Here is a 22,922-nt window from a genome sequence, read left to right as displayed (position 1 = left end):
CGTACGCAGCGACTCAGCCGCTCAATACTTACGCTGCGGCAGAATCTGCGCGGCGACGTTCATCGGGAACACGGTCTCGTCGGTCACGATGCGCTTGGGCAACTGCTTGCCCGCGACCACGTCCTTCACGGCCGTCATCAGTTGCGGCCCGAGCAGCGGGCTGCATTCGACGTCGACATTGATCTTGCCCGCGATCATCGCTTCGAAGCCGCCCTTGGTCGCGTCGAACGACACCACGCTCACGTCCTTGCCGGGCTTGATGCCTGCTTCTTCCATCGCCTGGATTGCGCCGAGCGCCATGTCGTCGTTATGCGCGTAGACCACGTTGATCTGCTTGCCGTAGGTCTTGGCGAACGCTTCCATCACCTGCTTGCCGCCAGCGAGCGTGAAGTCGCCGCTTTGCGACGCGATGATCTTGAACTTCGGATCGTTCTTGATCACTTCGATCAGGCCCGCGTGCCGGTCGTTCGCGGGCGCCGAGCCGACCGTGCCTTGCAGTTCGGCGATGTTGATCGGGCCTTTATCGTCCTTGTAACGCTCTTCGAGCCATTTACCCGCGCGGCGGCCTTCTTCGAGGAAGTCCGAGCCGATCATCGTCACGTATAGCGACTTGTCTTTCACGTCGATCGAACGGTCGGTGAGAATGACGGGGATTTTCGCGTTCTTCGCTTCCGTTAGTACAGGTTCCCAACCGGACTCGACCACGGGCGAGAACGCGATCACGTCCACTTTCTGCGCGATGAACGAGCGGATTGCCTTGATCTGGTTCTCCTGCTTCTGCTGCGCATCGGAAAACTTCAGGTTGATGCCGGCGTCCTTTGCCGACGTTTTCACGGACACGGTATTCGCAGTGCGCCATGCGCTTTCGGCGCCGACCTGCGAAAAACCCAAGGTGATCTGCTTGTCCCCGGCGAAGCTGTTGACGCTCGCTGCAACGGTGAGCGCCGCTCCAACAAGCATGCCGGCGATCAGACGCGTGGCGACTTTCATGTGTTGTCTCCGATGTGGTTGTTTTCCAGGCGCTGCTTTTTCGTATGCGCGACGACAGCCATGACGCGCGACGAACGCTTTGCGCCAACTCTTGCTGCAAACCTGCAACTGACAGTCAATCTGGAAATCGCGGTCCGGACGGCTTCCGGCACGGATGCGCGCTCGTGGCGAACATCCTGCGCGCCGCGCATGCCCCGGAGCATCGGCGGGGTCGCATTTCGCGCGTCTGACTTTTCCTTATAGCCAAACTATATGTTTGGCGCCGCGCGCTTTCGATTAGCGTTTTCCCGACGTTCGTGTCGATAAACATCAGGCTGCTGGCGACGGCATCATCGCGCCGATCCCGTGCTGTCCCACGTTTTAGGCAGATACGAAAAAACGAATCGGGGTGTCGCGGGCAGATTGCTTACGCGGTGCGATGATGGGTCTCGATCGGATCGCTGGCGATTATAGTAATACTATAAAGCGTCCGATCGACGTTTGGATCGCGGCGCAGCCGCTCGGGCATCGTGTCGTCAGTCGTAGCCCGCGCGGCGCGCGCTCAGGATGCATGCAGGTCAGTCGAAGTCGAACATATCGAACAGTGACTTCTTCTTGCGGCGCGGATCGTAGTGCTTGCGCTGATCACCTTGGTAAGAATCGTTGCGCCGGCCCCACTGGTCATGATGGCCATCGCGGTCGCCGTGGCGCGCGTCGCGCTCGACCTGATTGCTTCTGTTATCCGGTTCGGGCGTGTCCTGCATCTGGCTCACCAGCTTGTCCAGCTCGCCGCGATCGAGCCATACGCCACGGCACGTCGGGCAATAGTCGATCTCGATGTTCTGACGTTCGGTCATCAGTAGATCGGGGGTCTTGCAAACGGGGCACTTCATTGCGTTGCTCCTTTCGTAACGTTCATACCTTTGTGTGCTGCCGTTCGGGGCGGCGTTCAACCGCCCCGATACTTCTGTCAGTCCGCTTCGGCCCGCTTCAGTCCGCTTCGGTCAGTTCGAGAAAGCCGAACCGTTCGTCTGCGTCTTTTCAGACCTTGTTTCGGAGCCGGCTTCACGCTCCGCTTCCAGAACTGCGGCCTTGTGCTCGCGCTTGTCCTTTCTGCGCCGCGCCATCATGTTCATGCCTTCGACGAAGCCTGCGAACGCCATGGCCGTGTAGATGTAGCCCTTCGGCACGTGCGAACCAAAACCTTCGGCAATCAGCGTCATCGCGATCACCAGCAGGAAGCTCAGCGCAAGCGTGATGATCGTCGGATTACGCTCGATGAACTTAGACAGCGGGCGAGCCGCGAACAACATCGCCGTGACAGCAGCGATCACTGCAATGAACATGATGGGCAGGTGATCCGTCATGCCGACCGCGGTGATGATGCTGTCGACGGAAAACACGAGGTCGAGCAGCAGGATCTGGCCGATGGCAGCCGTCACCGTCAGGCCGCCGACGCCCATCGCAGGATTCGTGTGCGCCTCGGCGTCGCGGCTCACGTGATGGTGCATTTCACGCGTGGCCTTCCACACAAGGAAAAGACCGCCCGCGAGCAGGATCAGGTCGCGCCACGAAAACGCGTGATCGAACACGGAAAACACCGGCTGAGTGAGCTGCGCGATCCACGCGACGGTGCCCAGCAGGCCAAGCCGCATCACCAGCGCCAGCATGATGCCGATGCGCTGCGTGCGCGCGCGTTGCGCTTCGGGGAGCTTGTTGCTCAGAATCGAAATGAAGATCAGGTTGTCGATGCCAAGCACGATCTCCATCACGACGAGCGTCACGAGTGCAGCCCATGCAGCGGGATCGGCGGCCAGGGTCAGTAAGGATTCCATTTGCGAGCGTCGTTGTCCGGTTGAGATAAAAACGGCTGATTACTGGGTCACAGCCTGTGGAAAGCATGATCGCCTGGCTTCGTGATCGTAAAAACCAGTGATAAGCTGATCATTGGTTCGGTTTTTCCGAAGTGAGGCCACGCATGCTCAATTACCGGCACTTGCACTATTTCTGGGTCGTCGTGAAGGAAGGCGGGTTCGCGCGGGCCGCCGAACGGCTCGACATGGCCGTGCAAACCATCAGCGCGCAGGTGCGCGAACTGGAGAAATCGCTCGGACATCAACTGCTGAAGCCCGCGGGACGCGGCGTCACGATGACGGAAGCGGGACAGGCCGCGTACGCGCGAGCGGAGGAAATCTTCCAGATCGGACGCGCGTTGCACGACGAAGTGCGCGAAGCGGCCAGCGGGACGGTCGCGCGCTTTGCGGTCGGCTTGACGGATGGCATTTCGAAGCTGGCCGTCCATGCCATTCTTGCTGGTGTGCTGGACACGCCTTCGCTGCGGCTGCTGTGTCACGAAGGCGAAGCGGAAGATCTGCTGGCGGAACTGGCGCATCACCATCTGGATCTCGTGCTGTCCAGCCAGCCCGCGCCACACAACTCGAACCTGCGTCTATCCAGCGAGCGTCTGATCGCCTCGCCGATCGACTGGTACGGGCCGGCCGCCGTGGTGCGCAAGACGCATGTCGATCATTTCCCGCAATGCCTCGCGTCGCTGCCGGTGCTGCTGCCGACGGGGCACTCGTCGCTGCGCTCGCGCCTCGACCGCTGGTTCGAAGCTGAAGGCATCCGGCCACGCGTCGCGGGCGAGTTCGAGGACAGCGCGTTGATGGCGCTGTTCGCGTCGCGCGGCATGGGCGTGTTTCCGCTCGCGGCGTTTGGCGCCGAGCGCAACGATCCCATGCATCGCGGCTTGCGCTGGCTCGGCCGCTCGCCGGAAGTGAAGGAGGAAATACACGCAATCGTGTCGCGGCGCGGGCGGCATCATCCTTTGACGCAAAAAGTGTTGAGCGCGGCGCATCCGTGACCGCGTTCACCCCCACGAAAGAAGCTTCGGTTTTTCCGAAGCTGACGTTCCGTTATTTCTGCTTTTTCCTCGACGCCTCCTCACCGTACTCTTGAGCCGTACCCACGAAGGAGGTGTCTCATGCAAGTCCTGTTCAAGTCCCGCGACCGTGAAGCCGTCCGTCTGCGCAGCTTCGCGCGCCAACGCATCCGGTTCGTGTTTCGCCGCATGGACTGGCTGATTTCGAAGGCGACCGTCAGCATGTCGGACATCAACGGCCCGCGCGGCGGACTCGATAAACGCTGCCAGGTGCAGGTGCAGACGCCCGATGCGACGCCTGTCGTCGTGACTTCGATTGCAAGAGACTGGCGCGGCGCGCTCGACCTCGCGCTGGCCCGCGCGGCGCGTTCGATCATACGCAGGCAGCAGGCGCGCATCGCGACGCGGCGCGTCAGTCAGCGCGAACCCGCGTGGACTACGCAACCTGATGCCGTGTAAGCCGTGCGGTATGTAGCGGCGCACGCGACGGCGCCCGATACGGCGCCGTCCGCTATGCCTTCATCGACCGATCGAGCAGTTCGAGGCCGTCGATCGCGCCTCGTGCAAGCCCAATCCCGTGATGCGACGCGATGCCGAAATCGCGTGGATTGATGCGGATCACGCGCGGCCCGTTTTGCTCGCTGAAATAACGCACAGTCGGTATCGCCTTGCCCGCGCCGATTTCGATCACGACGAGGCGCTCGACCTTCGATAACCACGCCTGTAGCCGCGCCTCCTGCTGCTCGGTGCGCAACGCGATCCAGTCGTAGTCGCCGAACATCAGAATGTTGGGCCGCGCCACGGCGCCGCACTTCGGGCAGCGCGGCAGGTCGCTCACGAGTTCGCAAGTCGATTCGTCGACCACGGGCCGCACGTCGGCAGCCGGCCACAGCTCGTCGTGGCAGACTTCCGAGCATTGCAGCACGTGAATGGAGCCGTGGCACTCGGCAATGGCTGCAGCGTCGAAACCCGCCGCCTGAAACTGCCCGTCGACGTTGCTGGTGAACACGGCAAGTCCGCGCGGCAGCGCCTCTGCCCAACGAAGCAGAATATCGAAACCCCGATGCGGCACCGTGCGCCGATACAGATCGAGCCGGTGTCCATAGAAGCCCCAGCAAAGCCGCGGATGCAGCGCCATCACGCGCGGATTGGCCATGTCCTGAAAGGTCAACCGATGCTGCTTCAACGCGGGATACGCGCGCCAGAAACCCTCTGCGCCGCGATAATCGGGCAGGCCTGAATCGACGCCCATCCCCGCCCCGGCCGTCACCAGCATGCCATCGGCCTCGCGCAGCCACGACACGGCGTGCCTGATTCGTTCGTTCTCGTCCATCGCGCCACTCTAGCAATTCGCCCGACGATCGTCTTGTGAGCGATGCGGCGCTATCGGACAGTAGCGTCCCAGTGGCGCATTCATGCACCCACGTTTTGGCCGTTCCCTTCCGTTTTGCCGACCGCAATCGAACCGGAGACGTGCGGCGGTCTGATCCGGCTCACGCCCGTCAATCTGATCGCGCGCTCCCAAACGCTCGGCCCGAACTGAACGGCGCGCGCCTGGCAGGCGCGTTGCAGAGGTTGCGTGTTGCATCTATTCTTTCGGCACGCACATGTTCCTGGCCAGGCGCTCGCGCCGAAAGCCGCGCTCAAGGAGACCGTCCGATGTCCGCATCCGCCGCTGTATTCGCAATTCTCGTCGCGTTGCTGCTGGGCGCGATGATTCCCGGCCCGAGTTTCGTTCTCGTCGCGCGAAATTCGATCAGCCTGTCTCGCGGCGATGGATTGTCGACCGCGCTGGGCATGGGCATCGGCGGGATTTTCTTTGGCGGCCTTGCGCTCGCCGGTCTTTATACGCTGCTGGTCGCCGTCGAATGGCTGTATATCGGATTGAAAGTGGCGGGCGGTTTGTATCTGGTCTACATCGCGTGGAAAATTTGGCGCGGCGCGGCTCGCCCAATTGCGATGGACAACGCCGGCGTAGCACACAGCCGTAGCGCGAAGAAGTCGTTCTGGATTGGATTGACGACGCAGCTCAGCAATCCGAAGACGGCGATCTGGTACGGCAGTATCTTTGCCGCACTGTTGCCGCAGCACCCGCCCGTCTGGTGCTATGTGGTGCTGCCGCCGCTGGTGTTCGCGGTGGAGTTCGGCTGGTACACGGTCGTCGCGCTGTGCTTTTCGAGCCGGGGCCCGCGCGAGGTTTATCTGCGCGCGAAAACGTGGATTGACCGGATCGCAGCGGGCGCCATTGCGGCGCTTGGACTGCGGCTGATCTTCGCGGCACGAAAAGCCGGTATCTGACTGGCGACAGCGTCATCAACCGCCGCTCGCGATAACGTGACGCGGCGACGCGTTGATGAACAAAGGGGAGTTCAAACTGAACTCCCCTTTTTTATGCGAAATGCTTAGCGGCGATACGCTTCAGCGAGAACCGCGCAGTGCTGCAGGTGCAAGTCGACAGCGCGGATAGCGAGTTCGCGCAGACGCGAAAGCCAGCTCGTGGACGGGACAGCGGCGGTCGTAGCTTGTTGCATGGCGGACTCCTTGTGCGGGTAACACCCTAGGTAATAACCCTAGTATATCCCTGCGCATGTCGCGCTGCAACAAAATCAATAACTTTTCCGAGATGTTGCGTTGCAGCCGCCTGCGGCCGAGGGCCGAACGAACCCGTTCGGCGTCAGTTCCCTTTCGCGTGAGTCGATTGGTTAGCTCACTAATCAATCTCATCAGATTATCTACAACACAAATCATCAGAATATCGACATATCTGACTTGCCAGCCATCAAATGCATGACATCCGTATTTCGTTTTCGCGTCATCGATATGTCGCTCACAAAAATAGCTTATGTCGATTTTCACAATGATTGACGGTTTATCGTCCGTGCCTGACAGCCCGCTTCACTGTTGCGTGCAGACCAACGGTGTATTGGAGAAATTAATGTGATCCCGAAAAAACTTTTGCTCTAAGATTCGCGGTGCTCCAACAACGCCCAATGCCTAAGAGGAAGTTCATGGACATCAAATCGATCCGGCAATCCGCATTTGCGATGCCCGTTCACAATCCCGCCTACCCTCGCCCGCCGTTCCGCTTTCTCAATCGTGAGTACTTCATCATTTCGTACGAAACCGATATGGATGCGCTGCGCGCCGTGGTGCCGGAGCCGCTGAAGCCGGAAAACGCGCTGGTCCATTACGAGTTCATTCGCATGCCTGATTCGTCGGGCTTCGGCGACTACACGGAAAGTGGCCAGGTGATTTCGGTGCGCGACACGGAAGGGCGTCTCGCGAACTACACGCACTCGATGTACCTCGACGACGAAGGCCCGATTGCCGGTGGCCGCGAAATCTGGGGCTTCCCGAAGAAGCTCGCGCGCCCCAAATTGGGCGTCGACGGCAACGACACGCTGCTCGGCACGCTCGATTACGGCACGCAACGCATTGCGACGGGCACGATGGGCTACAAGCATCGCATGATCGATATCGAAGCCGAACGCGCCAAGCTCGCCGACACGCCCAACTATCTGCTGAAGGTGATTCCGCATGTCGACGGCACGGCGCGCATCTGCGAACTCGTGCGCTTCTATCTGCGCGACGTGACTGTGCTGGGCGCATGGACCGGCCCGGCCGCGCTCGAACTGCATCCGCATGCACTCGCGCCGATTGCCGATCTGCCCGTGAAGCGCGTGGTCGGCGCGCGACATGTGATCGCCAACCTCACGCTGGATATCGGCGAAGTCGCATTCGACTACCTCGCGCCTGCGCAAGCTGAAACGCAGACCGCAAAGAAGTCGAATGACGACGCGCTCGAACTCGCGGTTTAACGCTCTCCACATTTTTCAAGGGAACACACAATGTCACTGCAAAACAAAGTCGCGCTCGTGACGGGTGCAGCAAGCGGTATCGGCGAACAATGCGCTCGCAAGCTCGCGAGCCTCGGCGCTGCCGTCGTGATTGCGGATCTGAATCTGGAGAATGCGCAGAAGGTCGCGTCGAGCATCGTCGAAGGCGGCGGCAAGGCGATCGCCGTATCGATGGACGTGACGAATGAAGAAGCTGTCAACGCGGGTATCGAGCGCGCGGTGAAGGAACTCGGCAGCATCGATGTGCTCGTGTCGAACGCGGGCATTCAGATCGTTGCGCCGATCGAGGAATACGCCTTCTCCGACTGGAAGAAGATGCTCGCCATCCATCTGGACGGCGCGTTCCTCACGACCAAGGCCGCCATCAAGCACATGTACGACAGCAAGCGCGGCGGCTCGATCGTCTATATGGGCTCGGTGCATTCGCATGAAGCATCGAAGCTGAAGTCGGCCTATGTCACCGCGAAGCACGGTCTGCTCGGCCTGGCGCGCGTGGTCGCGAAGGAAGGCGGTCCGCGCGGCGTGCGTGCGAATGTCGTGTGCCCGGGCTTCGTGCGCACGCCGCTCGTCGACAAGCAGATTCCCGAGCAGGCCAAGGCGCTCGGCATCAGCGAAGAGGAAGTCGTGAAGAACGTGATGCTGAAGGAAACGGTCGACGGCGAATTCACGACGGTCGAAGACGTCGCGAATACAGTCGCTTTCCTCGCGGGCTTCGAATCGTCGGCACTGACGGGACAATCTGTGATCGTCAGCCACGGCTGGTCGATGAAATAAGGAGAACGTATGCGCAGCGACACAAAGAACATCATCCCGCAGCCGGAACCGTTTGTGTTGCCGCGCTACGACGAAATCGCGCTCGTGCTGCAAGGCGGCGGTGCGCTCGGCTCCTATCAGGCGGGTGTCATCGAAGGACTCGCCGAGGCGAAGGTCGAGCCGCACTGGATCGCAGGCGTGTCGATCGGCGCGCTCAACACGGCGATCATCGCGGGCAATGCGCCGGAAAATCGCGTGGCGGCATTGCGCGGCTTCTGGAATGCGATCTGTCATCCGCTCGACTGGGTTGGCAGCGTGAGCGCGTGGGCACTGCCCGGCCTGGGCATGCATGACCTGTCGCGCAAGTGGGCGAGCATGTGGGCAGCCGGCCGCGCGCTGACGGAAGGCCAACCCGGCTTTTTCGCGCCGCGTTTTCCGTTGCCCATGGCGGGCCTCGGCAAGCTGGACCCGAGCCGCGTGAGCTATTACGACACGGCCGCCCTGCGCGCAACGCTGCTGCAATACGCGGATTTCGACCGCATCAACGATGGCGCCATCCGCGTGTCCGTGGGCGCTGTGAATGTGAGCACGGGTAATCTGACGTACTTCGACAACCGCAAGATGCGCCTTGAGCCGGAGCATTTCATGGCGTCGGGTGCGTTGCCGCCGGGTTTCCCAGCTGTCGAGATCGACGGCGAATACTACTGGGACGGCGGACTCGTTTCGAATACGCCGCTCACGGAAGTGCTGCGCGATTCGGATCACAAGGACACGCTGGTCTTTCAGGTCGACTTGTGGAGCGCGCGTGGCAATGCGCCGGGCGACTTCCCCGACATTTCCGAGCGAGCCAAGGACATCCAGTATTCGAGCCGCACGCGCGCGATCACGAACATGCTCGCCGAGCGGCAAAAGCACGCGCGCTTCATCAAGGAGCTGCTCGAACATGTGCCGACGTCGGTGCTGAAGGCGGACCCGCTGTTCAGTCTCGCCCAGCAGGCAGCGGACGGCAGCGCGATCAACGTCGTGCATCTGATCTACAAGAACAAGCCGTACGAAGGCCATTACAAGGACTACGAGTTCAGCGTGGACACGATGCTCGAACATTGGCAAAGCGGCCTCGACGATATCCGCGACTCGTTCTCGCATCGCGACTGGTTCGACGTGCCGAGCCGCGAACTGGGTTTCGTCACGCACGACGTGCACCGCCCCGCTGGGTCCGTGCCCGAGTCCGACAAGCAGCCGGTCGAAACCGAACTCGGCAAGCGACGCAAGGCAGCGGCTTGAGCGCTGCTGCTGCGACCCGGCGTGCGTCATGAATTGCGGCTCTGCGACACACATCGCAGAGCCGCAATGCCATTGAGCCGTTCAAATGCTGCGCAGAATTTACATGCCGCCGGGGAATCCTAGCGCGGTCGCTTTCGCGCGCAAGTCGGCAAAGCGTCCGCCGGGCGCGATCGCCACTGCCACCTGAGAGTCCGAGGTGGACGGAACCTGCTGGCTGTGATCGACGCCGCCAAGCCCCGGAATGATCCCCGCTGTCGAGCACGCGACACCGAACGTGCCTTGCGTCACAGCAATCGCGGGCGCGTCGGTTCGCGCGGCGTCGGTGAAGTCGAGCGCATACGCCATGTTGAAGGTACTCGTGTCACTCGCACGCACGCCCAGCGGATCGAGGCCGAAGCGCCACGCAATCAGTTGATGAATCGAACTGGGATCGAACGGATAGCGCGACACCATGTTCGCGCGCACGCGCGGGCCGAACAGCATGCACGGCACGCGAAATCCGAGCCGGCCGTCGTTGCCGACGCCTTGCTCCGCAGTCGATACAGGCTTGATGGGCGGCACTGCGTGCTCCATGAAGCCGCCCCATTCGTCATACACGAGAATCATCAGCGTTGTGCTCCAGTTCGGACCGGTGCGCAGCGCGTCGTATATCTGGCCGAGCAGCACCTGGCCGTTGCGCACGTCGGCATGCGGGTGATCGTCGTTCGACGTGCCTTGCACCTCGCCCGCGAAACTCGGATCGACCATGCAGAACGACGGCAGATTGCCGGAGGCCGCATCCGAAAGAAATTCCGCGAACAGCTTCGAGCGACCGACATAGCGTGAGCCATACAGCGCAGTGAACGGAACGTCGTGGAAGTAATACGTCGATGAGACGCTCTTTGCGTCGAGCCGGTCCCAGATGGTCGGCAGCGACGACGTATCGACGCTGTCGTCGAGGCGGTCGGTCTCGCCGCTATGCAGATAGAGGCGGTTCGGAAACGTGGCCGACAGAATGCCGCTCATGTAGTAGTCGCAGACCGTGTACTGCGTGACGGCGCCGCGGTAGAAGTCGAGATCGCTTGCACCGAAATAGCCGATGGGCAGCAGGTCGCCGCGCAAGAGGCTCGTGCCCGGCGTGAGCAGAAAGCCGTTCATCGCGCCGTTGGCAAGATGCGTGCGCCCTGCGCTGTACAGATGGTTCGGATCGGAGAAACTGCACGCCTGGAACCCGTACGCGGCATTCGACGTCAACGCGAACGACGATTGCGTCTGACCGAATGCGTCAGTGAACTGGCGGGCCTGCTGATGCTCCGCGTTCGGCACCCAGCCCAATATATGATCGAACGAACGGTTCTCCATCGTGACGAGCACAATGTGATCGATGCCCGACGTGGCGGGAGCCGGCAGCGCTGGCCGTGGAAGACTGGCACGATCGGGCGGAATGCCATTCGTCGAACCCGTGCTGCCCGACGATCCGCCGCCACCTCCCCCGCCACAAGCCGACAACGCGACACTGCCCGCGAGCGCCGCCAGGATCTTGCGGCGCGTGGCATCGGGCGCATTTGAAGTGTGTGAATCGCTGCTCATGGCCTCACCTCCGTTGTTGTAAATATCGGTCGGGTCGCCGTTGCCTGATCGCGCGGCGAGATCAGCCTTTGTCAGCACTTCATGTACCCGTACGTGACGGAATGCTTGCGCTGCGGCGCAGCGCGCATTGCATGCTGGGGTAAGCGCTTATCGTTCATCCCTGAGCGCTGTCACGCGTCGACGCGATGCGCGGCCAGCTTGCGAACCATTTTCAGGCGAGCTGCCCGTGGGTCCACCTATATACAGTTTTTAGACTGTATTTTTTATTTACAGTTTATAGACTGTATATTGCCAATACAGGCTTTGGTCTGTATTCTGTATCGACGGGGCAGCGCGTGCGGCGCCCGCGCCGTGCCGAAGTTCTACCCGCATCAATCCGTCTCCTCGAGGCCAGCCGTGGACTATTCCGTCAAGACGCTCAGCCAGTTGCGCCCCGTTCTGCGCGGCTTTCGCAAAGCAGCAGGACTCACGCAGGCCATGATCGCCGAGCGGCTCGGCATCACGCAGCAAAGCTATGCGCAGTTCGAGGCAGACCCGGCCGCCGCCGGGGTCGAGCGGCTCTTCAAGGTTTTGCGGCTGCTGAACGCCGGAATCACGCTCAGCCAGGACGAGCCTTCGCCCGCAAACGCGGCGCCCGTGGCAAAGATGGCGTCGTCGAACCGCCTCGCCGCACCGGGCCGCAACGCGCCGAAGACAGCGCCGCGCAAGCGCGCCGCGAAACCTGCAACCGAGCGCGACGCGCCCGCTCTCAAAGCGGAAAAACGCGCGCCAACAGGCGCGGCCGCGCAAGGCACCCGACAAGCGCCGCGCAAGCCCGCTGCCACGCCGGATGGGCGTGCTTCGGCACGAGCCCCCGGCACGGCAAGCACGCCGAAGAAACGGGAGCAGTGGTAAGCATGGGACGCCGTTCACAGACTCAACGCCTCGACCTGTGGATGAACGGCCTCGCCGTCGGCTACTGGGAAAAGTCCAGCGGCAGTGAGCGTCTTGTCTACTTCGACGACTGGATCGCCGACGAACAGGGCCGTCCGCTGTCGCTGTCCCTGCCGTTCACGCCTGGCAATCAGCCGTATCGCGGTGCCGTCGTGTCGGCGTTCTTCGACAACCTGCTGCCCGACAGCGAACCCATCCGGCGCCGAATGGCGCAGCGCTACAGGACGGGCAGCACGGCACCGTTCGATCTGCTCGCCGCGCTCGGCCGCGATTGCGTCGGCGCGATCCAGATGCTGCCGCCGGGTGAAACGCCGGCCCACCTCTACCGCATCGCCGGCGACCCGCTGACGGGCTATGACATCGCGCGGCTGCTGCGCGACACGACCTCGGCGGCGCCGCTCGGCCAGCGCGACGAGGCAGCCGACTTGCGCCTCTCCATCGCCGGTGCGCAGGAAAAGACGGCGCTGCTGCGTCACAAAGGCCGCTGGGTGCTGCCCGCGGGCAGCACGCCGACCACGCATATCCTGAAGCTGCCGTTGGGACTGGTCGGCAATATGCGGGCCGACATGCGCACGTCGGTGGAAAACGAATGGCTGTGCTCGAAGATCGTCGCCGCCTACGGTCTGCCCATCGCCGCGTGCGAGATCGCGCAGTTCGGCGATCAGAAAACGCTCGTCGTCGAGCGCTTCGACCGCAGGTTGTCGAGCGACGCAACGTGGATCGTGCGTCTGCCGCAGGAGGACATGTGTCAGGCGACAGGCACGCCGCCCATTGCGAAGTATCAGGCCGACGGCGGGCCGGGCATCGACGCCGTGATGCACATCCTCGCCGGCTCGGACGATGCCGCCGAAGACAGCGCGCGCTTCTTCACGACGCAGTTGATCTTCTGGCTGCTCGCCGCCACCGACGGCCACGCGAAGAACTTCAGCATCACACATCTGCCGGGCAACCGATATCGCGCGACGCCGCTCTACGACGTGCTGTCCGCGCATCCCATCATCGGGCGCGGCGCGAACCGTATTCCGATGCAGAAGGCGAAGCTGGCAATGGCCGTGCGCGGCACGAGTAATCATTATCTGATTGGTCAGATACTACGGCGGCATTGGATCGCGCAAGGTCAGCAGGTCGGCTTGTCGCCGGATGATGTCGACGAAATGATCGCCTCGGTCACGCACGCCACGCAGCGCGTAATCGATACCGTCGCCGCGCAACTTCCCTCGAGCTTTCCGGAAGATCTGGCGTCGGCGATCTTCGACGGCATGTTGAAACACAGCAAAAAACTCGCCGCCGCCTGATCCAGAAGCGGCGCGCGCACATCCACATCAACGCGCGCCGCCCGAGCGCAATCCATCAGCCGATCACCGGCCCGATCTTGTCGAGCGTCAACGAAGGCAGGAACGCCTTGTCCTGATACACCTTCGCAAGCGCTTGCTCGCTGATCTCCCGCGCGCCGGCCGGCAACGACGTATCGGCGGCGGCATACGCGGCTTCCCACATCGCGGCGAGATAGCGCGCGCCTGCGCCCATCAGTTCCGCCGTGTCGGCGCCGAACGCATCCCAGAGACCATCGACGACACGCGCCGAACTGCCGCCGCCCAGCCGGATGTACTCGTCAATCAGCGTGGATGGCGGAAGAATCGTCGCCGCCTCGGCCATCAGCGTGACGGTTGCGAACGCGGCATCGCGGCCGTTGTCGATCTTTGGAATCTCGCCTTCGAACGCTTTCGCCTGCGGCCCGATCTGCGGCAAAAGCTCGTCCGAATGGCGATCGACCATCTTGTCTTCGAAGGCCGCGTGCACGCCCTTGCCCGGCCACCTCTTCGACGTCGCGCCGGGCGCGTCCTTGTAGCCGTCCGAGTGATACGACCCATGCAAAGGCTGGCACGCGTCGCCGACGTAATGCGCAAGCACGCCCGCCGCGCAAAGGAACTTCGTGTCGTTACGCGCCTTCAACTGCCTCACCATCTCGTCGAAAATCTGCCACACGCGAAACGGCAACAGACCTTCGTAGCGCGCATCGTTTTCGCCTTCATCCGCATACCACTTCGACCACACCGCGACGCTCATGTTGGCAATATTGCCGAGCGGCACGTCGCGCAGCGTCTTGCCGTCGCCGTCGGGCTGATCGATGTCCGCGTAGTGATTAGGATGCTCGGGGCCCGCGTTCTGCGCGTAGTCGCGTCCGCCCGGCACGCGGCTGGGCATCTTCTTCCATACGAGGTCGGGCACATCGGCGAGTTCGACGAAATCGCCGCGCGCAAGCTTCTCGCGAATCTGCTCCGGCGTGAGTTCGTCCGGACGAAAGCTGATCCGCTCGACATTCGCGTCGAGAAAATCGTGCAGCGGGCCCGGCTTCACCGACTGGATTGCCGCCGTCGCGATGCTGTAATGGCCCGTTTGTCCCCAGTACGGATTCGCGCCGACGTTGTGCGCGCGCACGAGGTCCACGTCGAGCAGCTGGCACGCCGTGCTCAGGCCTGTCGCGAGCGCATAGTTCAGACGCTCGCCATCGTCGCTTGCAAGCGACTGCCCGCCCCATTCGATCGCGAGCGGAGTGAGACGGCGCTCGCCGTCGCCGGTTGTGTTCGCAGGCGAGGTCAAATACCACAACGTCCCCGAGTCGCCGGGCTGCGTCTGCGGGCTGCCGTTCGCGGGCGCGATCAGAAACTGCGAAACATAGTCGTAGCCCGCAAGCGACTTGTGCCGGTAGAACAGCGCCTTGATCGTGCCGTCGAGCGCGCCCGATGCGCTGCCGAATGCCGTCAAGGGCTGATCGATCAGTTGCAGGCTCAGACTCAGCTCGTTGATATCCGCGACATTGCCGATGCTGCCTTCGATGCCGAACGGTTGACTCGACCAGTCATTCGCGTCGTGCACTTCGATTAGCCCGATATCGAGCGTGAGGAAGCTGCGACTGCCCGCAAACTCGGGAAATACCACGGTGAAGGGTTCGCGCGTCAGCTGCCGGTCCGACGCAATGCCGACTTCGGCTACCGCGCCGCGCAACAGCGCCTTCACGGGCGAGCCGGGCTCGCCGCATACATGACGATTGGTGAGTGCGTATGTCGTGTGGCCGTCCGTGACGAGACAGCCGACGCTCGCCGTGCGCTCGATGCCCTGTGCATCCGCGATCAACGGACAGCCGCCGCCGATATACGTCGACGGCCAGCGTGCATCCGCCGGCGCGCTGGCGGCTGGCACCGTCGGCTCGACGGCGACCACGCAGACGGGCACCGCGCGGCCGTCGGGCATGTACAGCGTGCGCGGCACCATATGATCGGGGTCGACCTTGCCATGCCCGAACTCGGTCGCGTCGACCCAATCGCGCACCAGCACGATTACGGCAGGCCACGAATACGGACGCACTTCGGAGTTGTCGAACGTGCGTACGCCCTTCGCTTTCACGCGCGTCTCTGCGTCACCATTCGCGCCGCGCTGCTGATCCGGCCACGGTTCGTCGTTTCGAATCAGATACAAACCAACGGCCGTACCGACGACATTCGGCTTGTTCGACAGATGCCAGTGATACAGATCGCGCGCTTCGAGCAGATCCTTCAACGACAGGCTCTGAAAATTGTGCTGCGTGGACAGTGGATTCATCGATTCACCTCGACGCTCGCCGGTCGTATCGGCCGGCCGTTGCAGGCACGCCGCCGTGCCGCACGGTGCAACGCATGCTGCGTGCATGACATGCGGCGGCGGCGCGTGGTCGCGTACAAGGTTCTCCGATGGATATGACAGCGTTGGGTCATTTTTGGTGAGTGCTGTCATCAAGATGTCACGTCCGATACTCAACATCGGCGGACAATACGGGCGAATGGCGGCTGAGAGCGCCATCGCATCGCGCGGCATGGGACGTGCTAGCCCTGCTTTCGCGTCCCTACATGGAAGAGACACTGTGAAGCAACGTGCGACTGTCGTGTGCCTGATGGGCACGCGCATTCTGCTGGTCGGCAAGGCCAACTCGCGCTGGTCGTTGCCAGGCGGCAAACCCGACGCCGGCGAGACGTTCGAAGCCGCCGCCGTGCGCGAACTGATGGAAGAAACGCGCCTTGAGGCGAAGGGTATGCAATACCTGTTTGAGTTCGCGGGCGCGCGCACCTGTCATCACGTGTTCGCCGCGCATGTCGACGAACGTCAAACCCCCGTGCCGAGCAACGAGATCATGCGTTGCACGTGGGCCAAGGTCACCGATATTTCCGATCTGGATACCAGCGTCTCGACGCGCGGCATCGTCGATGTGCTCGCGTTGAACCGCAACTACGATCCGCGCGTGCAGAGCCGCTATCAGCGCGCCGATGCGTTCGTGCAGAATCTGCGCGAGGCATTGCAGGACGTGCGGCTGCGAGGATGGACGCCGGCGCTGTGGTAAGTCCGCCTGGAATGCGCCTTTTGTAATTTATTTCGGCTTCCGTATTAATTACACGCGGGCATATCAAAACAAAACCGCCGGCCTGACACAGACCGGCGGTTTCATCGATTCAACCTCTTCTTACGCGGATAGCGTCGACTGACGTCGCGCCCCGCGCGCCCGGCGTGAGCGCGCGACGATCTTCGCGATCGTCACGCGGCCCAACGACCGACGTGTGTTCGATGCGAGATTCGCGAGCCGCTTGTCGCTCACGCGATGACGCGCCCACACGAACGCCGCAATCCAGCCAATCACGGTCCAGCCGAACAGCACGTTGAAGATCGTCAGCGCGAATGCATCTTCACGCTCGCGCGCATCGGCGACGATGGCGGGCAGAAAATACACGACGACTGCCGCCAGCAACACCAGTCCTTCGAAGAATGCTCTCATGGGATCACCTCCTGCTTCTCTTCTGCGCGGCAAGCTTTGCCCGCCGCGCGCAGCGATCAACGACCCTTGAACACGTTGACGTCGTTAGCGGCTTGCGCCGGCTGACGGCTGCCCGATTCCGACGATGCGCCCGTCACACCGCCAACGGCCTCGTTTGCAGCCGTCGCCTGGTTGCGTTCGGCGGCGAAAGTCTGAGCGCTAACGCCGCGTTGCGAAGCGGGTGCGCCAACGGACGGACGATAAAACGGCGCCGGACCATAACCCGACGCAAATGCGGGAGCGGCGACAGCGGCGGAGACGGCGACCAGCAAGGCTGCGATAAGGCGGGTTTTCATGTCGTAACTCCAGAGAATATTGAATCAGGGAGGCGTCGCAACCGGATGGATTTGGCGCGGCGTCGATTGAGAGTGAGTTTAGTCGAGCTCTATCGAATTTCTATGCTCATAGATTGAAATCACAGTTCCCAAATTCTGAACAATGGATGGCACGTACGGTCGTGCGGGAGCCTTTGCCCATGCGGTGCTCAGGGTTGTTGTGTCCGGGAGTTGTCCCGTCGTTGTCCATTGCCCGGTGGAATTTGCGGCGCGATGCTAGGATCGGCTTCCGTTGAATCGCCGCCATCGCGGGCCATCCGATGACGGCGGCAAAGCAGGCAACCACCGATGAGCACAGCCAAATCCACAATTGATCAGCGGGTATTTTCCGAAGGCCATCTGTCGATCGGGCTGACGCTGCCCTTGTTGCGCGCGGGCCAGATCGTCGCGGACTTTCGCGAGCAGATTGAGCTCGCGGCGCTGGCCGACGCGCTCGGTTTTCGCGCGCTCTGGGTGCGCGACGTGCCGTTGAACAGCGCCGACTATCCCGATCCCGTCGGGCATCTCGATCCGTGGGTACTGCTCGGCGCGCTCGCCTCGCGTACAACGCAAATCGCGCTCGCGAGCGGCGCGATCGTGCTGACCTTGCGTCATCCGCTGCATATCGCGAAGGGCGCGGGCTCCGTGCAGACGCTGTCGAATGGCCGTTTCATACTCGGCCTCGGCTCAGGCGACAGGCCGCCCGAGTACGCCGCGTTCGGGCGCGATGCCGAAGAGCGGCGCGAACTGTATCGAACGCACTGGGAAACGGTGGCGGCTGCACTCGGCGACACGCCGCGCGTGATACCCGATCTGCGGCCGGAAAATGCACCCGAGTTCATGTTGCTGCCGCAGCCGCCGATGGCTGTGCCGATGCTCGCGGTCGGCTCGGGCGGACAGAGCGTCGACTGGATCGCACGGCATTCGATCGGCTGGATGACCTATCACCGCGAGCCCGAGACGCAGCGCGCACGGCACAGCATGTGGCGCGCGGCCGTCGAGCGTCTGCCGGCGCCTGCGTTCCGCGCGTTCGGTGTCGCGATGCGGCTCGATCTGAGCGACAACCCGCCCGAGCCGGCGACGCCGCTATCGCTGGGGTATCGCGCGGGACGGCATGCGTTGCTGGCTGTGCTGGACGAGATGCGCGCGAACGGCACGCATCATGTGACGCTGAATCTGACCTCCGACCGGCCTGTGCGCGACGTGATGGAGGAAGTGGCTGCGGATGTTTTGCCGAGGTTTCACGGGTGACGCCGGGGGCGATTTCGCCAACGTGAAGTTATTTTCCGGTTTGCTTTGAGGCCCAGGCCCTTGTCGTTCCGGCGGCGCTTGGTCTATCAGCAGTTTTCTTCACTGCAGTTTTCTTCACTGCAGTTTTCTTCACTGCAGTTTTCTTCACTGCAGTTTTCTTCACTGCAGTTTTCTTCGCATTGACCGCGCGCCCGTCGAGATCGAGCACAACCCACGTGGGCGCATGATCGCTCGCATGCGGCTCACCTCTCACCCAGCGGTCGACGCCCGCATCGCGCATCATCGCGGCGACAGGCTTGCTCAACAGCAGATGGTCGATGCGCAAGCCCGAATTGCGTTGCCAGTGTTGCCGGAAGTAATCCCAGAACGTGAAGATCTGTTCATCGGGAAAGCGCGTGCGCAACGCGTCCGTCCATCCCTGCTTCAGCAGCCGCGCGTAGCATTCGCGGCTTTCCGGTTGCAGCAGCGCGTCCTTGAGCCACGAGCGCGGGTTGTAGATATCGAAGTCGGTCGGCACGACGTTGTAGTCGCCCGCCAGCACGACGGGATGTCCGGAATCGAGCAGCTTCTTCGCGTAGACGATCAGCCGCTCGAACCACGCGAGCTTGTAGTCGAACTTCGGCCCCGGCTGCGGATTGCCGTTCGGCAGGTACAGACAGCCGATCAGCAAGCCATCGACGGCGGCCTCGATATAACGGCTATGCGTATCGTTGGGATCGCCGGGCAAACCGCGGCGGGTTTCGACAGGCTGGGCGTCCTTCGCGAGAATCGCGACGCCGTTCCACGACGTCTGTCCATGCCAGATCGCGCCATAGCCGGCGCGATTGATTTCAGCTTCGGGGAAGCCCGCGTCGGGCGCCTTCAGCTCCTGAAGGCACGCGACATCGGGCGCTTCCCGTTCCAGCCATGTGAGTAATGCTGGCAAACGCGAGCGAATGCCATTGATGTTGAACGTGGCGAGCTTCATGATCCACGCGCCGTTGCAAGTCGCATACCCGCGATAGAACGCTCACGCACTTCGCCCGCCCGAACCGCTCAGTTCTTCAGATCGTCCGGCACCTTGCCGCCGTTTTCGGCGAGCTTCGTCATGACCTGCTTGTGCAGCCAGATATTCATCGATGCAGAATCGTTCGTGTCGCCGCTGTAATCCAGTTCCTCCGCGAGTTGCTTGCGCGCGCCGAGGCTGCTGTCCAGCCCGAGCAGCTTCATCAGATCGACGATCGACGTGCGCCAGTTCAACTTCTCCGAATTCTGCTCGGCGAGCGTGCTGAGAATCGCTTCGACATCGACAGGCTCCGCCGGTGCGGCGGCGGGAGCCGAAGCGGGCGCGGCATCCGCCGCTGGCGCCGCGTCCGGCGCCGCTGCAGCCTGTACGGCCGGATGGCTCGACGGGAAGATCTTGCTGAGGATCGTGCTGAAAATGCTCATGGCTTGCCTCCGAAAAACGGTTGAACGCAATAGCGCGCACGGGCCATGTGGCCGTGAAGACCCGCCGCGTCCTGGCAACACGCGAACCGCTGGCGACATAGCCAACGAACGCACGTCCAGGCCGCATTGCACGTACCCGGACGCCCCCTATCCTCGCTGTAAAAAATGACAGGACGATGCCGCTTATTGTTACGCGAGGACGTAAAATCCGGCCGCCAAACTTGCGCAGGAATCAGACTTAGAACCGGCGACGGCTCACAACAAGGCAAAATACGGGTTTTGACGCGGACATATCGAGCGCGCGTCCGCCCGTTTGCGGCGGCTGCCACCGTCCGCCCCGCATTCCACGCCGCCGCGCGACAGCCGCGCGGCGCGACCGAATCCCCAAGAATCAGGAGCGATCTTTCATGACCGAACCGAACGTTTCGTTGCTGGGCAGGCTGTCGCTTGCCTTCGGAACATTTTTCAGCATTCTGGGCGATCGCGACTTCGCCGTCAGCGTGCTGCGCCTGCGCAGCGGTGCAGCGCCCACGCCGGCACCGGCTCCGGCCGCAGCACCCGTAGCTAAACCCACCCCGGCGCCTGCGCCCGTCGTCATCAAGGAAGCCACACCCGAGGCCGCGCTCCAGTTGCTCGGCCTGCTCCAGCGCGATGCACGCTTCATCGATTTCGTGGAGGAAGACATCGCGAAGTATTCGGACGCCGATATCGGCGCGGCGGCTCGCCTCGTCCATGACGGCTGCCGCGCGACGCTGCGCGAGCATTTCACGATTCAACCGGTGCGCGACGAAGCCGAAGGCAGCCGCGTGACGATCAACGAAGGTTTCGACGCGACGGCCATCCGCCTGACGGGCAACGTCGTCGGCAAGGCGCCGTTTTCGGGCAGCATCAGCCATCGCGGCTGGCGCGTCGCCGACGTGCGTCTGCCGAAGCTCACGCAAAGCCATGACGCTACCGTGCTCGCTCCTGCCGAGGTGGAACTATGAGTGATCCGCGCTATTCGATCGGTATCGATCTGGGCACCACGCACTGCGCGCTGTCGTACGTCGATCTCGCCGCCAGCGACGGCGAAAAGACCGAGCAGCAGGTGATGCCCGTCACGCAGCTGACCGCGCCCGGCGCGATCGAAGACCTCGATCTGCTGCCGTCGTTTCTCTATCTGCCGCACGAAAGCGAACTGACGCCCGGCGATCTCGCGTTGCCGTGGACGGGCGAACGCACCTTCGCCGTCGGCGAAATGGCGCGCAGCCGGGGCGCAGGCACGCCGATCCGCCTCGTGTCGAGCGCGAAAAGCTGGCTGTGTCATCCGGGCGTCGACCGCCGAGCGGCCATTCTGCCGAGCGACGCGCCGCCCGAAGTCACGCGCGTGTCGCCGCTCGAAAGCTCGGTGCGCTACCTGACGCATCTGCGCGAGGCCTGGAATCACGCGCATCCCGATGCCCCGTTCGACCAGCAGGAAATCACGGTGACGATTCCCGCGTCGTTCGATCCCGCCGCTCGCGAGCTGACGGCGGAAGCCGCCAGCGCCGCCGGCTACGGCCAGATGACGCTGCTCGAAGAACCGCAGGCCGCGCTCTATAGCTGGATCCAGAAGAGTACGGGCGGATGGCGCAAGCAGGTCAAGCTCGGCGACATCATTCTCGTCGTCGACGTCGGCGGCGGCACGACCGACCTGTCGCTGATCGCCGTGATCGAGCGCGAAGGCAATCTCGAACTGCATCGCGTCGCGGTCGGCGATCACATTCTGCTCGGCGGCGACAACATGGACCTCGCGCTCGCGCACGTGGTCGCGCGCAAGCTCGCGTCGCAAGGCACGCAGGCCGATCCGTGGCAACTGCGCGCCCTCACCTACGCATGCCGTAGCGCGAAGGAAACGCTGCTGTCCGATCCGTCGACGGATGCCGTGCCGCTCGTCGTGCCGAGCCGCGGCTCGAAGCTGATCGGCGGCTCGATCCGCACCGAGCTCACGCGCGACGAACTCACGCAGACGATCCTCGAAGGCTTTTTCCCGCAAGTCGAATCGTCGGCCCGGCCGGTGACCCGCACGCGCGCCGGCCTCACGCAGCTCGGTTTGCCGTACGCCCAGGACGCGGGCATCACGCGTCATCTCGCGGCGTTTCTCGGCCGCCAGGTCGCGGCGCTCGCGGAGCTGCAAGGCACGCAGAGCAACGGCCAGTTGCCGCTCGAAGCCAATGCGACGTTCCTGCATCCGACGGCCGTGCTGTTCAACGGCGGCGTGTTCAAGTCGCCGCTGCTGGTCGAGCGGATCATGACGACGCTCAACGGCTGGCTCGCAGCCGACGGCGCCGCGCCGGCGCGCCTGCTCGAAGGCGCGGACCTCGATCTCGCCGTCGCGCGCGGCGCGGCGTACTACGGCTACGTGAAGCGCGGCCGCGGCGTACGCATTCGCGGCGGCACGGCGCGGGCGTACTACGTCGCCATCGAATCGGCGATGCCCGCCGTGCCCGGCATGGAGCCGCCCATTTCCGCGCTGTGCGTGGCGCCCTTCGGCATGGAAGAAGGCACCGACGCGCCGCTGCCGGAACAGGAGTTCGGTCTGGTGGTCGGCGAGCCGGTGCATTTCCGGTTCTTCGGAAGTTCGGTGCGGCGTCTCGATCAGGTCGGCACGATGCTCGACTACTGGTCGCCGGAGGAATTGCAGGAACTCGAAGAGATCGAAGCGTCGCTGCCCGCTGAAGGCCGCACCGTCGGCGAAGTCGTGCCCGTCAAGCTGCACGCGCGCGTGACGGAAGCAGGCACGCTCGAACTCGAAGCGATTCCGCGCGGCACGAACGAGCGCTGGAAAGTCGAGTTCGACGTGCGCGGCGGCGCGCAAGGCTGAC

At 63.0% G+C, this 22,922-nt stretch carries 23 protein-coding genes; 12 read left to right on the top strand and 11 right to left on the bottom strand.

Features of this window, described 5'->3' with window-relative positions; translation table 11 throughout:
• Nucleotides 1-21: 21 nt before the first annotated feature.
• The 3 genes from SB822_RS39095 to SB822_RS39085 all read right to left on the bottom strand — a co-directional run bounded on the left by SB822_RS39095 (nucleotide 22) and on the right by SB822_RS39085 (nucleotide 2,804).
• Nucleotides 22-960 (bottom strand): ABC transporter substrate-binding protein, encoded by a 939-nt coding sequence (locus SB822_RS39095; protein WP_236674268.1) that lies wholly within the window; start codon nucleotides 958-960, stop codon nucleotides 22-24.
• A gap of 587 nt (nucleotides 961-1,547) precedes the next feature.
• Nucleotides 1,548-1,862 carry a zf-TFIIB domain-containing protein gene (locus SB822_RS39090; RefSeq protein WP_410857143.1) on the bottom strand — a complete coding sequence of 105 codons (315 nt, stop codon included), beginning with the start codon at nucleotides 1,860-1,862 and terminating at the stop codon, nucleotides 1,548-1,550.
• Between the two features lie 111 nt (nucleotides 1,863-1,973).
• Nucleotides 1,974-2,804, bottom strand: a complete 831-nt coding sequence (locus SB822_RS39085; RefSeq protein ID WP_007749592.1) for a TerC family protein — start codon at nucleotides 2,802-2,804, stop codon at nucleotides 1,974-1,976.
• A gap of 143 nt (nucleotides 2,805-2,947) precedes the next feature.
• Here SB822_RS39085 and SB822_RS39080 point away from each other — a divergent pair, with 143 nt between their 5' ends.
• Together SB822_RS39080 and SB822_RS39075 are read left to right on the top strand one after the other, a co-directional pair.
• Nucleotides 2,948-3,832, top strand: coding sequence for a LysR family transcriptional regulator (locus tag SB822_RS39080; protein ID WP_410857142.1), 885 nt, complete (start codon nucleotides 2,948-2,950; stop codon nucleotides 3,830-3,832).
• Between the two features lie 120 nt (nucleotides 3,833-3,952).
• The gene (locus tag SB822_RS39075; RefSeq protein WP_410857141.1) at nucleotides 3,953-4,309 is read left to right on the top strand and encodes an HPF/RaiA family ribosome-associated protein; all 357 of its coding nucleotides are present in this window, start codon (nucleotides 3,953-3,955) and stop codon (nucleotides 4,307-4,309) included.
• Between the two features lie 52 nt (nucleotides 4,310-4,361).
• On the opposite strand, the gene SB822_RS39070 is transcribed toward SB822_RS39075, so the two are convergent.
• Nucleotides 4,362-5,183 (bottom strand): SIR2 family NAD-dependent protein deacylase, encoded by an 822-nt coding sequence (locus SB822_RS39070; RefSeq protein WP_410857140.1) that lies wholly within the window; start codon nucleotides 5,181-5,183, stop codon nucleotides 4,362-4,364.
• 326 nt (nucleotides 5,184-5,509) lie between these two features.
• Here SB822_RS39070 and SB822_RS39065 point away from each other — a divergent pair, with 326 nt between their 5' ends.
• The gene (locus SB822_RS39065; protein WP_007589816.1) at nucleotides 5,510-6,148 is read left to right on the top strand and encodes a LysE family translocator; all 639 of its coding nucleotides are present in this window, start codon (nucleotides 5,510-5,512) and stop codon (nucleotides 6,146-6,148) included.
• A gap of 104 nt (nucleotides 6,149-6,252) precedes the next feature.
• On the opposite strand, the gene SB822_RS39060 is transcribed toward SB822_RS39065, so the two are convergent.
• Complete coding sequence (locus tag SB822_RS39060; RefSeq protein ID WP_007749609.1) at nucleotides 6,253-6,381, bottom strand: hypothetical protein; 129 nt, start codon at nucleotides 6,379-6,381, stop codon at nucleotides 6,253-6,255.
• Between the two features lie 477 nt (nucleotides 6,382-6,858).
• Here SB822_RS39060 and SB822_RS39055 point away from each other — a divergent pair, with 477 nt between their 5' ends.
• The 3 genes from SB822_RS39055 to SB822_RS39045 are packed head-to-tail and all read left to right on the top strand — an operon-like array spanning nucleotide 6,859 to nucleotide 9,744.
• Nucleotides 6,859-7,668 (top strand): acetoacetate decarboxylase, encoded by an 810-nt coding sequence (locus SB822_RS39055; RefSeq protein WP_410857139.1) that lies wholly within the window; start codon nucleotides 6,859-6,861, stop codon nucleotides 7,666-7,668.
• Between the two features lie 30 nt (nucleotides 7,669-7,698).
• Nucleotides 7,699-8,481: a 3-hydroxybutyrate dehydrogenase gene (locus tag SB822_RS39050; RefSeq protein WP_007589814.1), complete on the top strand. Its 783-nt coding sequence runs from the start codon at nucleotides 7,699-7,701 to the stop codon at nucleotides 8,479-8,481.
• Between the two features lie 9 nt (nucleotides 8,482-8,490).
• Nucleotides 8,491-9,744 carry a DUF3734 domain-containing protein gene (locus SB822_RS39045; protein WP_007749611.1) on the top strand — a complete coding sequence of 418 codons (1,254 nt, stop codon included), beginning with the start codon at nucleotides 8,491-8,493 and terminating at the stop codon, nucleotides 9,742-9,744.
• Nucleotides 9,745-9,843: 99 nt separating this feature from the next.
• Here SB822_RS39045 and SB822_RS39040 read toward each other — a convergent pair whose 3' ends face one another.
• Nucleotides 9,844-11,313, bottom strand: coding sequence for an alkaline phosphatase family protein (locus tag SB822_RS39040; RefSeq protein ID WP_410857138.1), 1,470 nt, complete (start codon nucleotides 11,311-11,313; stop codon nucleotides 9,844-9,846).
• Nucleotides 11,314-11,709: 396 nt separating this feature from the next.
• Between SB822_RS39040 and SB822_RS39035 the strand changes: the two genes are divergently transcribed.
• Nucleotides 11,710-12,207, top strand: coding sequence for a helix-turn-helix domain-containing protein (locus tag SB822_RS39035; RefSeq protein WP_007589808.1), 498 nt, complete (start codon nucleotides 11,710-11,712; stop codon nucleotides 12,205-12,207).
• 2 nt (nucleotides 12,208-12,209) lie between these two features.
• A complete protein-coding gene (locus SB822_RS39030) occupies nucleotides 12,210-13,541 on the top strand; it encodes a type II toxin-antitoxin system HipA family toxin (protein WP_410857137.1) in 1,332 nt (443 codons plus the stop codon).
• Between the two features lie 55 nt (nucleotides 13,542-13,596).
• Here the strand turns inward: SB822_RS39030 and SB822_RS39025 are convergent, their stop codons facing one another.
• On the bottom strand, nucleotides 13,597-15,846 hold the full coding sequence (locus tag SB822_RS39025) for a S1/P1 Nuclease (RefSeq protein ID WP_410857136.1): 2,250 nt from the start codon (nucleotides 15,844-15,846) through the stop codon (nucleotides 13,597-13,599).
• A 298-nt stretch (nucleotides 15,847-16,144) separates the two neighbouring features.
• Here SB822_RS39025 and SB822_RS39020 point away from each other — a divergent pair, with 298 nt between their 5' ends.
• Complete coding sequence (locus tag SB822_RS39020) at nucleotides 16,145-16,618, top strand: NUDIX hydrolase (protein WP_079501306.1); 474 nt, start codon at nucleotides 16,145-16,147, stop codon at nucleotides 16,616-16,618.
• A 120-nt stretch (nucleotides 16,619-16,738) separates the two neighbouring features.
• Here the strand turns inward: SB822_RS39020 and SB822_RS39015 are convergent, their stop codons facing one another.
• Nucleotides 16,739-17,047: a superinfection immunity protein gene (locus SB822_RS39015; protein WP_410857135.1), complete on the bottom strand. Its 309-nt coding sequence runs from the start codon at nucleotides 17,045-17,047 to the stop codon at nucleotides 16,739-16,741.
• A 56-nt stretch (nucleotides 17,048-17,103) separates the two neighbouring features.
• Nucleotides 17,104-17,382: a hypothetical protein gene (locus tag SB822_RS39010; RefSeq protein ID WP_410857134.1), complete on the bottom strand. Its 279-nt coding sequence runs from the start codon at nucleotides 17,380-17,382 to the stop codon at nucleotides 17,104-17,106.
• A 327-nt stretch (nucleotides 17,383-17,709) separates the two neighbouring features.
• On the opposite strand from SB822_RS39010, the gene SB822_RS39005 reads away from it, so the two are divergent.
• A complete protein-coding gene (locus SB822_RS39005; protein ID WP_410857133.1) occupies nucleotides 17,710-18,651 on the top strand; it encodes an LLM class oxidoreductase in 942 nt (313 codons plus the stop codon).
• Nucleotides 18,652-18,679: 28 nt separating this feature from the next.
• On the opposite strand, the gene xth is transcribed toward SB822_RS39005, so the two are convergent.
• Both xth and SB822_RS38995 read right to left on the bottom strand, forming a co-directional pair.
• Nucleotides 18,680-19,618 (bottom strand): exodeoxyribonuclease III, encoded by a 939-nt coding sequence (xth, locus tag SB822_RS39000; protein WP_410857132.1) that lies wholly within the window; start codon nucleotides 19,616-19,618, stop codon nucleotides 18,680-18,682.
• 68 nt (nucleotides 19,619-19,686) lie between these two features.
• The gene (locus SB822_RS38995; RefSeq protein ID WP_007589789.1) at nucleotides 19,687-20,079 is read right to left on the bottom strand and encodes a DUF3597 domain-containing protein; all 393 of its coding nucleotides are present in this window, start codon (nucleotides 20,077-20,079) and stop codon (nucleotides 19,687-19,689) included.
• A 407-nt stretch (nucleotides 20,080-20,486) separates the two neighbouring features.
• Here SB822_RS38995 and SB822_RS38990 point away from each other — a divergent pair, with 407 nt between their 5' ends.
• Together SB822_RS38990 and SB822_RS38985 are read left to right on the top strand one after the other, a co-directional pair.
• Nucleotides 20,487-21,065 (top strand): DUF2760 domain-containing protein, encoded by a 579-nt coding sequence (locus SB822_RS38990; RefSeq protein ID WP_410857131.1) that lies wholly within the window; start codon nucleotides 20,487-20,489, stop codon nucleotides 21,063-21,065.
• On the top strand, nucleotides 21,062-22,921 hold the full coding sequence (locus tag SB822_RS38985; protein WP_410857130.1) for an Hsp70 family protein: 1,860 nt from the start codon (nucleotides 21,062-21,064) through the stop codon (nucleotides 22,919-22,921). Before SB822_RS38990 ends, SB822_RS38985 begins: the two co-directional genes overlap by 4 nt.
• Nucleotide 22,922 lies beyond the last annotated feature (1 nt).

Origin of the sequence: Paraburkholderia sp. SIMBA_054 (assembly GCF_046534875.1) — a bacterium.
In the GTDB taxonomy this organism is placed as follows: Bacteria; Pseudomonadota; Gammaproteobacteria; order Burkholderiales; family Burkholderiaceae; genus Paraburkholderia; species Paraburkholderia hospita.
This window is presented reverse-complemented; position numbering and strand designations above follow the sequence as displayed.